The sequence below is a fragment of the Endozoicomonas numazuensis genome (assembly GCF_000722635.1).
Lineage (GTDB): Bacteria > Pseudomonadota > Gammaproteobacteria > Pseudomonadales > Endozoicomonadaceae > Endozoicomonas_A > Endozoicomonas_A numazuensis.
This window is the reverse complement of sequence record NZ_JOKH01000002.1, coordinates 582670-594974: the sequence shown is the minus strand read 5'-3', so window position 1 is coordinate 594974 and position 12305 is coordinate 582670. Positions and strand designations below refer to the sequence as shown.

Genomic DNA, 12305 nt, shown 5'->3' with positions numbered 1-12305 from the left:
GAACACGGTTTCCACTAAAGGATGTATTGGCAAACGGTGTTCTTTGAAAACGCAAAAAAAGAAAACAGGAATTAGCAGGAAGCTAAAAATGTTGGATTATATACGAACGGGCTTTGCCAGAAAAAGAAGAGTGAAACGCTCGATATTAGCGGGGGTCTTGTTATCTGCTGGCTTGTCAATGACATCCGTGGGGCAAGGCAGTGGTCTGACCTGGCCAGACTTGCCAGAACTGACCGGTTCAACGGCGGGTGAATTCAGAGTCAATGAATCCGGCAGTGCTACCTACTCTATTCCTATTAACCTGCCTGCCGGTATTGCCGGGTTAACACCGCAGCTTGGAATCAGTTACGACAGCCAGGGTGGGAATGGACATCTGGGTAAGGGCTGGAGCCTGAACGGATTGTCCAGCATTACCCGATGTCGTCCGACGTTGGAGCAAGATGACAGTACCTCAGAGAGCCATAATAAGTTCTGTCTGGATGGTCAACGACTGATGGCGGTTAGTGGTAACTATGGAGCTAATGGCACTGAGTACCGGACCGAAATCAATAGCCAGACTAAAGTTGTGTCTTATGGGGCAGTTTCCGGCTATCCCCAATGGTTCAAGATCTGGCGCAAGGATGGCAGTGTCAGTGAGTACGGCAATACGACTGATGCTCGTATCGAAGCCGGTGGTAGCACCCGTCCTTTGGTCTGGGCTGTTAATAAAATCCAGGACAGTGTTCTTAATAGCAATAATGCGATCACCTTCCGTTATACCGAAGATAACAGTACTGGTGAGTACGCCATCAACAACATCTCCTACGCTGGTGGCAAGCATCAGGTGGGCTTTGTTTATTACGACAGCAGGCCCGATAAAGCGGTTTTTTATGCAGAAGGCGCATCAGCTACTCTGGGCAAACGGCTGGAAGCGATCGAAGTCAAAGTTTCTGGGGCGTTATTGCGTCGTCACATTCTCCGCTACCAAATCAGCACAGTGACGGGAACTAGCCGAATTTCTAGCGTTCAGGAGTGCAACAGCAGCCATTGCTTCCCTGAAACTCGCTTTGACTGGGAAACCATAGAAGCTGGTTATCAAACAGTCAAAACAGCAGCGGTGGTCGGTGGCACAAAAAAAGCCCGTGCTGCGGACATAAATGGAGATGGTCTGGAAGACCTGATCGTGGTCGGTACCAACCATCTTCACAGCTATGTCTCTGACGGTAGTCAGCTGGTTAAAAAGGGTCAGTCCTTCTATCGAAGCGGCATTATCAATGCGGACAAGGACTGGCACCTGACGGACTTTAATTACGACGGAAAACACGATCTGCTCTACAAGGATGGTAACTGGAAGATACGCCTGTCCGACGGCCAAGACTACGTAGGTCAGTATATCGATACCGGCATACCCTCTGCCAGCTCTACCCTGGCGGATGTGGATGGCGACGGAATGATGGACATTGTCTATACCGATGCCAGCAAAGCAGGCAGTTCCGCACAGCCTGAGCCTGTTTTAAAAAGTGATTCCAGCTCTAACCCCAGTCCAAGTCCCAGACCAACGCCTCCACCTGGTGGTGGGTGTAGACCGGGTAGAGGTTGCACTATGCCATTGAGTGCTATGAATGTGTCAGTGGCTGAAAAGCAGATAGCGGTCAGGTATAGCCGCAGAAACAAGAAAGCAGACTCTCCCTATCAATATCTTTTCTCTGCACCGCAGAATATTACCAACCGGTTTCATCTGATCGGCCCAGGAAACAACAGCGGGCTCTGGACTAACTTTATTTCTGAGGTCAGTGACAAATTCCGTCAGGATGTTAACGGCGATGGTCGTATTGATTATCTGGTCAAGTCCTATGCTTTGTGTCTGGAAGGGGAGTTTCGTACCTGCCAGGAAACGCCTCGTATGGAGTTAGGCTGGGATATTTACGCTTCTACTGGAAGCTCAAATAATTATTATCATTTTTCCGGTATTGGCGGGGGAGAGGACGCTCTATTTGTTGACCTGAACGGTGACAGTCTGCCGGATATGATGTACGGAAAGTACTTTTATCTGAATACTGGCCGGGGATTTGCTCCAGGTAAAACGTTGGGTTTTGATCTCAAAAATGACCAGGCGATTGCTGAAAGCCTGAGTTTCGTGGACTACAATCACGATGGCCTGACTGATCTCTTTTACGCCAAGAATAGCAACACCTACATCAAGACTTGGAATGGCCAGAACTATAACGCCCCAAAAGCCATCAATGCCAAGTACTATGGCAGCGATAACAATTACTTTGTTGATATTAACGGTGATGGGGCTCGGGATTATATCAATGTAGGTGGCTCAGCGCCAACACCTACTCCAACACCTACTCCAACACCTACTCCAACACCTACTCCAACACCGCCACCGCCTTGGGGGGGATGTTATCCAGTATCCTGTTTAGATGCTCCCATGCCTTTGAATGTGGCTATGAGTTCTGCAACTGGCAGTACAGCCTATATTCAGCTGGCAAAAAAAGGGGGTAAAAGTCGGGATGTGATCACCCGGATCACCAGCAGTCTGGGGGCCGAAACCGATATCACCTACCAGTCCCTGATCGGTACCGGGGTGTACACTCGTGGTACCGGCGGAATCAAAAATATCTGGGGCAAAGGCTCACCAGTCTTTGATTTTACAGCGCCTACCTATGTGGTGAGTCAGGTAGCCAGCAGTGCGCCTGCAGCCAATAACAATGGCAGTATTGCCAGTACGGCTAAAAGTTCTGTCAGTTATCGTTATGCCGGTGCCCGGATACAGGGAGGTGGTCGTGGATTTCTCGGTTTTGAAACGTTAACGAGCACGGATAACCAAACCGGCACTGTGACAGAAACGACTTATAGGCAGGACTTCCCTTATATAGGAATGCCTTCAAGAACCCTGGTCAAAACATCCTCCGGCCAGTTGCTTTCTGACAGTACCAATCAATGGGATAGTAAAAAAAGCGGCAAGGTCCATCAGCCCTATTTGAAAAAAACGATTGAAAAAAGCTATGACCTGGCGGTAAAGAGCAAGCTGTTAAAAACTGTGACCACCACCCAGACTGTAGATAGCTATGGTAATGTGACCAATATGGCGGTCACCACCGCCGGAGGCGGGATCAGCAATACCAAAACCACGGTCAGCCAGTACGCCAACAACACCAGCAAATGGCATCTTGGTCGGCTGCTCAATTCCACAGTGACAACCCGGCAGGGCTCGTCTACCCAAGTACGGAAATCGGCCTTTCAGTATCATGGTACGACCGGCCTGTTGACCAAAGAAATCGTGGAACCCGACGATGCAGCCTTCCGCCTGACCACCACCTATAGCTATGACGAGTGGGGCAATAAACTCAGTTCCACCGTGAGCGGTAATGGCATTACTACTCGCACCAGTAGTACTGCTTACAGTTCTGACGGTCTGTATGCGGTTAGCCAGACTAATGCCCTGAACCAGGTGACCCGGCGTGTGCTGGAGCGGGACACTTTTGGTCGTGTCATCCGCTCAGAAGATATCAATGGTGTAGAAAGTACCCTTACCTACGACGCTATGGGCCGCAAAATCGCTGAACGCCATGCCAGCGGTGCGGGTAAAGATTATGCCTACTTTACCTGTAGCAATGCGCCAGTCAGCTGTCCCACCTCGGGGGCTTTGGTGACTCAGGTCACACCTGTGGGTGGTGCGGCTGCCTGGGAAATTCAGGACCTGATTGGCCGAACCATCCGAAAGGTGGCTACCGGTTTTGATGGCAAGAAGGTGATTGTTGACAGCCAGTACGACAACCTCAGCCGTCCGGTGAAAGTCAGTGAGCCTTACTATGAAGGGGGCCCGGTTTACTGGAACAGCACTCAATACGACATTCTCGGCAGGGCGATTCAGGTCACCAATGCCAACGGAGACAGTGAAACCGCCAGTTACAGTGGTTACAACACCGTTAAAGCGAACGCCAAGGGACATCGTACGACGGAAGTCCATAACGCCCTTGGCCAGCTGGTTCAGGTGACAGATAATCTGAATAACACCATTGAATACCAGTACGACCTCCAGGGTAACCTGACCCGCACACTTCAGAACGCATCGGACACCAGTGCCCAGGCCGTGACCACCATCACTTACGACCGTCTGGGCCGCAAGACTGGTATGGACGACGCAGACAAAGGACAGTGGAGCTACCAGTACAATGTACTCGGTCAGCTGACCCAGCAAACCGATGCCAAAGGCCAGAAAGTCCAGTTCACCTACGACTTACTGGGCCGGAAGCTGACCCGCATCGACCGTAGAGCTAACAACACCATTGAAGGCAACACCACCTGGACTTACGACGATGGCACCAAAGGTGTGTTGTCGGAAGTGAGCGACAGCGTGACAGGCTTTGGTCAGGTGCTGAGCTATGACAGCTATGGTCGACCCACCGGAGCGGGCACCACCTTTGATGGGGAAATGTACACCCAGTCCACGAAGTACGACAGCTTTGGTCGGGTTTCAGAAAAGCGCGATGCCGCTGGAGCCAGCAGTGGCATTCGATACGTCTATAACGCACAGGGTTACATGGAAGTCATTCAGGACCTGAATGGCAACCGGGAATGGTATCGGGTCAACAGTCTGGACGCTCGGGGCAATGCTACCGTGCAAACCATCGGCGGTATGCAACAGACCAAGTACTTTGATCCCCGCACCGGCTTCCTGGAAACGTTGAAGACTGGCTTTGCAGGCAGCAACATTCAGGATCTCAGTTACAGCTGGGACGCTGTGGGCAACCTGGAACATCGTATTGACAAAAGCACCGGCAGCACCCTGACCGAAACCTTCGGTTACGACGGCCTGAACCGGGTGACCAGTGCCACCATAGGCAGTCAGAGTGATCAATACCGGTACAATGGTCTGGGCAACATCACCTCGAAAACCGGAGTGGGTAACTACACCTACGGCCAGAACGGGGCCGGTATTCATGCTGTGACCCATACCAGCACGGGCAACATCAGTTATCAGTATGACGCCAACGGCAATATGACCTCAGGCGGTGGCCGAAGCTTGGAATACAGCACCTTTGACAAACCGACCCGGATCACCAAAGGCGGCCACACCACCCAGTTCCAGTACGACGTCAACCGTAGCCGCTACAAACGGGTAGATACGGATGGGAGCAATAATACGACCATTACCCGCTACGTGGGCAATGTAGAATTTATCACCCGACCCAATGGCGATAAGGAGACCAAGCGTTACATCAACGGTGTGGTGATTGACACCTCGACCAAAAAGTCCGGCGGCAGTACCGAAAGCAGCGTGCAACTGTTGTTCAAGGATCACCTGGGCAGCACCCACACCATCATGGACGGCAACGCCATGACCCTGCTGCAACGCCAGAGCTTTGACCCATTCGGCCAGAGAAGGAACGCCTCCAACTGGCAGGATCTTCTGGACAGTCAGCTCAGTGGTTTCAACACGAACTATACGACAAGAGGCTACACCGGCCACGAGCAATTGGACGAAGTGGGCCTGATCCATATGAACGGTCGAGTATACGACCCGAAATTGGGCCGTTTCTTACAAGCAGATCCATTCATCCAGGCAGCAGGCAATACTCAGAGCTTTAACCGTTACAGCTATGTGCTGAACAATCCGTTGAATGCGGTGGACCCGAGTGGATATATTTTTGGGAAAATATTTAAAAAGATCCGTAAGGCATTTAAACGTGTTATCCGTGGGGTAATTCGAGTAGCGGCAGATATTTTTGGAGCCGACGTTGTTAATGCGGTAGGCACGTTCTTTGCCGGTTGGTTTGGTGGTCCTGCTGGCGTGGCATCGTGGCAGTACCAATTTAGCCGGGCTATGGGGGCAAGCTCAAGTCAGGCATTTAAAGCAGCTGTGGTAGCGGGTGCTTCATATTGGGCCTTCAACCCTAAGGGGGTGAGTCCGGGAAGCTGGAGTGAGGCAGCCGTTCAGGTCTCAACTAATATTATTGCTGCCAAAGATCCTGAAATAGGTAGAGTCCTTGCGTTTGCTCATAGTGCTTGGGGGTTAGAACCTAGCCAGATAGCACAGCAGGCAGTAGGTGAGATTGCACAGTATAAAGCTGCGAAAGAGGTAGAGCGATTAGCTAAGAAAAATGGTTTGACTCTGCAAGAGCTAAACTTGCTGCTGGCCTTGAACTCTAAAGTTGGACTTGAGGTGGCTGGGACTACTTTCTCGAAATCCAGGAAAACCGTTGAGGGTTTCTTCTCAAGAAATAAACGACCAGTGATTGGGGCTATTTGGGATATTAATGACACGCTGTTGAATGCTCAAGGGCTTTTGGACGCAGTTAGCCTTCAAGTAATCGAGGACGGGCACACTGGGCACTTAACAGGACATAGTTTAGGGGCAGCTAGAGTTAATAATTTGTACAGGCAAGGCTGGATAAGTGGTGCAACAACTTTGTCTTTACCTGCTTTTGCATACCCTGCTGCTGGTTCTCAGAGCTATTGTGGTAATTTAGATATTATTTGTGGTGGTGGGGCGTTAACTTATTTAAGGGTCGATACAGCATCAGTTGAAACGCCATTATCTGGCTGGAGTGGTTTGTTTCATAAAATAGAATCAGTGCCAGATTACGATAGATTAATGCCAAATTAGATTTCAGTCATTATTAACATGAAGCCTGTATGTTGGTTAATAGCAGGCTTCATGAATTCTTATGGTATGAATTATTTATGAATACATTTAGAACTTTATTTCTAGTTCTCGTAGCATCTCAAATTTTGGGTTGCAGCACTATCAAGGCTAGTAAAATTGATGGTAGTTGTTACAGAACTAATTTCGAAACGGAACTGTGGTCTACTTATGACAACGTATACGTGGGACCCTTTTTATTAGGTTATCAGGATAAGCCGGAACTTACCGATGATAATAGTCCAGTAGGTGTCATTGGTAAAAACACAAGTTTAGAGGTACAGAGAGTAATTAAAGGAGGAAACGGATCGAGATCGTTTTTAAGAATTCAACTCAAGGTGTTGGATGGACTTCACCAAGGGAAAATAGTTGATATTCCCACCTGCGCATCGTACCACCCTCTTCCAAAGTGGATTAAGGGCTGTACTTTAGATCCAAATCAAATAGCTATTGATAGCAATTTTCTTTCTCCATGTGAGATATAACTCAGGTGCAGCTAGAGTCAATAATTTGTACAGGCAAGGCTGGATCAGTGGAGCAACGACATTATCTTTACCTGGTTTTGCATATCCTGCAGCAGGTAGCAAAAGCTATTGTGGAAATTTAGATATTATCTGTGGAGGTGGAGCGCTCTCTGTCATAAGGCCAAATACTGAAGCTGTAAATAGCCCTAGTTGGTTTGATTGGGTCAATGCAAACCATCGAATTGATACTGTAACAGGTTATCAACAAATTTGGTCACAAAGTGCAAATAGGTAACAGCATGAAATCAATATTTGTTGTGATTCTGACATTGCTTTTAAGTGCTTGTATCAGCGCACCTAAAGTTTATCGAAGTAAGTTCGATGGGCATTGTTTGGCGCTTGTAGACAACGTGAAACTTTGGAAAATAGATACTGTTGCAAGAAGCTATTATATATTAGCCAATCGAACTGAATGGAATAACACTGAAAGCTTGATTGCAGAGTTGTCTCCAGGAACTAAATTAATGGTTGAACAAGTGATACTGGGTGCGAATGCAGGGTAAACGCATGAACGTTATTTGATCAATCCGAGGATGTGACAGAGGTATTCCTCACTCCAGCCACACGTTTTGCGTTTGTTCTTTATACCAAGCTTGATTGAGGTATCCTGTTTTAGAAGGTTGAGAGCTACTTGCCTTGCTATAGCCAGGTTTTCAGCAGCATTGCCCCTTCTGACTCGCGACTGATCTTCTGAAAATGCAACATCCAACACCCAATGCAAGTTATTCTCCACTTGCCAGTGGAGTCGTGTCGCCAGTAGGACTTCTTCTGCGGTCATGACCTTACTACTGATGAAGTAGCGAATGAAGCTTCGCCCCTTGTTCCCTTTTGTACAATCCAACTGAACGGCTGCAATCGTCTTGGCCTGCCATTGAGTTGCTTGAGGACAAGATGACAGGTCAGTAAGAACCCAGCAACGGCGGTGTTCCTTGCGACCATGTTTACTGTCGCGCTGCTCACTATATTGAGACTGATCTGGGCTATCGGTCGGATTATTCTCCCAATAAGTAGAAAAGTAGCGATCCAGTTCACCATAAAGTTTGCGCTGGTTGTTTTTCACAGCTAACAGATAATCTGCTTTGACCTTGAGAATTTTGCTGGCAATACGCTTTTGGCAGCTCATGGCATCAGCAGTCACCGTACAACCTTCAATGGCCAGTTTATCCAGTAGCTCGGGCACAGCTGTGATCTCATTAGACTTGCTATCGACTTTATACTGCCCGAGACTGATACCTGCTTCTGTGGACCAGGCATTAACCATATGAATGGCACTGGATGATTTATCTCGAGAGCCTCGAACTGTCTTGCCATCAATGGCAACAACGCCCGATAAGGGTGTATCAATCAGCATATCCTTAACCCAGCGAGTAAACAGGTCACGAAATTCAGCTGGATCAAGAAGTGCGTAAATCCGATTGAATGTATCGTGAGATGGGATGCCTCCCGGCAGCTTGAGGTACTTGCTAAGCCAGTCTTCTTTACACTCAGCGCACTGGACAATACTATCCCAGTCGTCTGCACCACAGAGGAGACCAACAATGGTCATGAAAACGACTTCTCCCATGATATGGGTGCATTTGGCAGGTTGCCGAGGATCAGGCAACTGGTGAGTACGTTCGAGAAGAGACTGAAAGGGCATAAAAAGTGAGAATTTGCCAGAACAACGGGGGTGTGGCAAGAAAAATTTCAACAAGTACTGATCAAGAAATGTTCATGCGTTTGCCCTGGGTGCGAATGGATCATACGGTCATTACTTTTATGTTAAAGTCCGTATTCAAGATGATCGCTTTTCAAATTTACTGGTAGATATACCTACACCAGTCACACTGACTCAACCTACATGGGTCACAAGTGTTTATCCTCCTGATTCAGATGTTCTCTATTTTAATGAGGGCACCGTTTCAGGTTGTGATCAGCGGGAAGATTTGGATGTGATGTAGTATCGGCAGGAGATCCAAATTTGATATGAAAGCTCCTCAGACATACAGTTTGAGGAGCTTTCATATTTATAGATTATTTCTATGAAATCAATTTTTATCAGAAAACTATGCTGAATGGACTGGAGCTTTTCATGCAATTAAGTCTACCCCCGGGTATCAATTGCTTTGGCCAGGAGATCTGGACTGATGTATAGGCTCTTGTTATCAGTATTAATTCCTCTGCTTTCTGGTTGTGCTTCACCAATAGCCAGTAACTTAGATGGTAAATGCTATGAGTTAGTATCAGATCAACAGCTATGGAAGACATATGACAATGGCTATGTCGGAGCATATATGATCGCAGGAAACGAAAAGTTTCAGCTTACTGATGAACGAGCACCTACAGAGCTGGTGCAAAAAGGAAGTCGTGTTGTTGTAAGTCAAGTTTTGACTGGTTTTGACGGTTCTTGGGGTGAGTTTTTGCGCATTCAAATCAAAGTTTTGGATGGGGAGGCTAAGGGGGTTATTGCAGACATACCTGCTTGTGTACCTTATCATCCCAGACCGCCGTGGCTGATCAAGGGGTGTAAAAGTGAGGCTGGCGATTTGAAGGTCAAATCCGAATTTCTGAAAGAAGTTAAGGAGTGCTATCAATAAACCTTGTCGCATTCCCATGTTTCGAGCGTGGGAATGCGAGTAGCCTAACGCCCAGTGATAAATGAGCGTTGGCGTGGCTTTATCATAAATGTTTGTGGGCGGTTCCCCGCCCACCGCCAGAATTGAAAAAAGAACAACGCACTCGTAGCTCAGCTGGATAGAGTACTCGGCTACGAACCGAGCGGTCGAAGGTTCGAATCCTTCCGAGTGCGCCATCTTCAAAAAGCCCTGTATTTCTCGAAGAAAGCAGGGCTTTTTGTTGTTCTGGGGGTTGGTTTTTTCTGGCTCCCTGTCTGTTTTTTAATCTTCCACTGTCTTATAACTGCGTACCTGGGAAATTCTTGAAAAAGGCGATTTTCGGCCATTTTCGGGCTATTTTTTCTCTCTCTTCTCTAAATAACGTACTTCGGCCACTTTGAAGTACGCTCTTTGAATTCCCTTTTATAATCAGTCTGTTGCAGGCGGTTTTTGGTCATTCAAACGGGTGTTTAGTTTGCACTTTACTAGCGATATGTGCAGGGAACGTTCAGCGAACTTTTTGATTATTTTTTACTGTTTTTTCTCCACACAGGAACTATTCTGTTCTAAAATGTACAAAATTTTATACAGAGCGCTAAGCTGTTGGATAACGAAAAACCGATTCTCTGGATGGGTAGCTCCCTGGAAGACCTGCTTGAATTCCCAGACATGGCCAGGCGAGAAGCGGGTTATCAGTTAAGCCGGGTGCAGCACGACCTTGATCCCGAACGCTGGAAGGACTTCAAGACAGTGGGAGCGGGTGTCAGGGAGATTATCATCTCGGAAGAGGGTGGTGCTTTTCGTGTGATGTATGTGGCCAAGTTTGAGGAAGCCGTATACGTGCTGCACAGTTTTCAAAAGAAAACCCAGCAAACCAGTAAGCACGACAAGCAGGTGGCAACCCGCCGTTACAAGCAGGTTCTGGCAGAACAAAGTAAAAGGAGGAAGGACGGATGAGTGCGAGAAATGTTCAACATACGACACCATCAGGTGGTAACGTTTTTGCTGATCTGGGTTTTGCTCCTGAAGAAGCAAAAAAACTCAAAGAAGAAGCGGAAGGGAAGATTAAAGCTGATCTGAAGATTCAGTTAATGACAGAAATCACAAACACCATCAAGGATCGCCAGCTTAAACAGGAAGAAGCTGCACGACTGTTAAATGTGAACAGACCCAGAGTCTCTGATGTGATGACCGGAAAAGCCAGCAAGTTCACTATTGATGCATTGGTGGACATGCTACAAAAACTGGGTCGTTCAGTAACGCTTAAGGTTGCTTGAAATAGAGAATGTGTACATCAATCCTCCGGTATCCCCAAAGCCTTCTTCTGCTCTGACCAGAGCAGGGGGAAGGGCTTCATAAAATCAGCCAGCGTCAGCCCACCCAAGCTTCTGCCATCAATGATGGCCTCCTGAATTTCTGGTGACAGGGTGGTCAGGCGTAAGATTCTGGAGGCATAGCTGACACTGGTAATCCCTTCTTTCTGGGCCAGCATTTTCAGGTGCTGCTCTTTGCCCGATTTCAAAGCCTTCAACCATCGATGTGCCCTGACCAGAGCATTCCTCAAGGCTGGATCGACTTCTTCCAGTGCCGGACGACCATCGGGAGTGGTGATCTGGCTTTTGCCCTTGCGGCTGATAAATTTGATGGGGATATGCACCAGAATGCAGTTCTCGTCTTCGAGGTAGGTGCGGGTGGCTTTGCCGGTCACTTTTATGGCCATGTCACGTCTCCTTGTAACTCATTAGTGATAGTCGGTATCCCTTCCTGATGGAAGCGGATGTTGATGCCCTGCTGGTGGACGTCTATACCCAAGTGAATTCAAGATGCAGACTTTAGCATCTCGAAATTATTGTTAATTCTGCTGGTTAAAGAAGCACCTATTTTGGATAATGTTTCATCAAAAAACTGATTGATTTTTTGTCGAAAATCTTTCGCCTTGGAGAAGTATTGATTATTTCGGGCATGTTCATTCATCACTTTCCATAACCGTTCAATCGGGTTCAGATTTGGGCTGTAAGGTGGAAGATAATGCAGCTTTATTCCCAAATTTTCAGCCTCCTCAACGACCTCTTTTGAGCGATGATAACCAGCGCCATCAAGCACCATATGGATCACTGACATTGATGCATAAGCAGACCGAACGTTTCTAAAAAAAGTGATAATAGCTTCACCATTTACGGTCTTGAACTGATCGAAAACAGCCCCTGATAAGTTGTTCAGTTCAATCGCACCAACAATGTTTAACCGGGTACGGCTCCCCGTCGTGTTGATGATTTTATCAACCCCTTTACGAATCCATCCCGAGGTGATTTTAGTCGCTTGCGTTGGATGGACTGCATCCATAAACAGCAAGGCCTCATCCTCTGGCAATGAGGCCTTCAGGGTTTCATATACCCATCGCCTTTCAAGATGATATGTTGTTGCCAGCGTTCGCTCACCCTGATCACCTACTACTTGTAGGCTCACAGGGCTTCGCTCACTTGTCGCCTAGGAGGCTGACCGAGAATAGCGTCCGAGCATAAAATTCAGTAGAACGAGTCAGCTTTTTCACTG

Annotated in this window: 9 protein-coding genes and 1 tRNA gene; 7 read left to right on the top strand and 3 right to left on the bottom strand. The window is 47.7% G+C overall.

The features are described from left to right. The first annotated feature begins 88 nt into the window (after positions 1-88). The 3 genes from GZ78_RS09940 (at position 89) to GZ78_RS09930 (ending at position 7661) form a co-directional block, all read left to right on the top strand. The gene (locus tag GZ78_RS09940) at positions 89-6598 is read left to right on the top strand and encodes an RHS repeat-associated core domain-containing protein (protein ID WP_081869773.1); all 6510 of its coding nucleotides are present in this window, start codon (positions 89-91) and stop codon (positions 6596-6598) included. A gap of 29 nt (positions 6599-6627) precedes the next feature. Next, entirely contained in the window at positions 6628-7119 is a 492-nt protein-coding gene (locus GZ78_RS09935; RefSeq protein WP_236631523.1) for a hypothetical protein, read from the top strand. 278 nt (positions 7120-7397) lie between these two features. Then, entirely contained in the window at positions 7398-7661 is a 264-nt protein-coding gene (locus GZ78_RS09930; RefSeq protein ID WP_152558650.1) for a hypothetical protein, read from the top strand. 11 nt (positions 7662-7672) lie between these two features. Here GZ78_RS09930 and GZ78_RS09925 read toward each other — a convergent pair whose 3' ends face one another. Next, on the bottom strand, positions 7673-8797 hold the full coding sequence (locus GZ78_RS09925) for an ISAs1 family transposase (RefSeq protein WP_034835116.1): 1125 nt from the start codon (positions 8795-8797) through the stop codon (positions 7673-7675). Positions 8798-9284: 487 nt separating this feature from the next. Here GZ78_RS09925 and GZ78_RS09920 point away from each other — a divergent pair, with 487 nt between their 5' ends. From GZ78_RS09920 to GZ78_RS09905, 4 genes are all read left to right on the top strand, one after another. Beyond that, a complete protein-coding gene (locus GZ78_RS09920; RefSeq protein WP_034835114.1) occupies positions 9285-9734 on the top strand; it encodes a hypothetical protein in 450 nt (149 codons plus the stop codon). Between the two features lie 138 nt (positions 9735-9872). Then, positions 9873-9949 (top strand) — tRNA-Arg (locus GZ78_RS09915). Positions 9950-10355: 406 nt separating this feature from the next. Next, positions 10356-10709, top strand: a complete 354-nt coding sequence (locus GZ78_RS09910; protein WP_034835113.1) for a type II toxin-antitoxin system RelE/ParE family toxin — start codon at positions 10356-10358, stop codon at positions 10707-10709. Further along, a complete protein-coding gene (locus tag GZ78_RS09905; RefSeq protein WP_034835111.1) occupies positions 10706-11029 on the top strand; it encodes a helix-turn-helix domain-containing protein in 324 nt (107 codons plus the stop codon). Before GZ78_RS09910 ends, GZ78_RS09905 begins: the two co-directional genes overlap by 4 nt. A gap of 17 nt (positions 11030-11046) precedes the next feature. Here GZ78_RS09905 and GZ78_RS09900 read toward each other — a convergent pair whose 3' ends face one another. Together GZ78_RS09900 and GZ78_RS09895 are read right to left on the bottom strand one after the other, a co-directional pair. After that, a complete protein-coding gene (locus GZ78_RS09900) occupies positions 11047-11472 on the bottom strand; it encodes a hypothetical protein (RefSeq protein ID WP_051786016.1) in 426 nt (141 codons plus the stop codon). A 98-nt stretch (positions 11473-11570) separates the two neighbouring features. Continuing rightward, positions 11571-12179: an IS630 family transposase gene (locus GZ78_RS09895; RefSeq protein WP_269078762.1), complete on the bottom strand. Its 609-nt coding sequence runs from the start codon at positions 12177-12179 to the stop codon at positions 11571-11573. Positions 12180-12305: the final 126 nt, after the last annotated feature.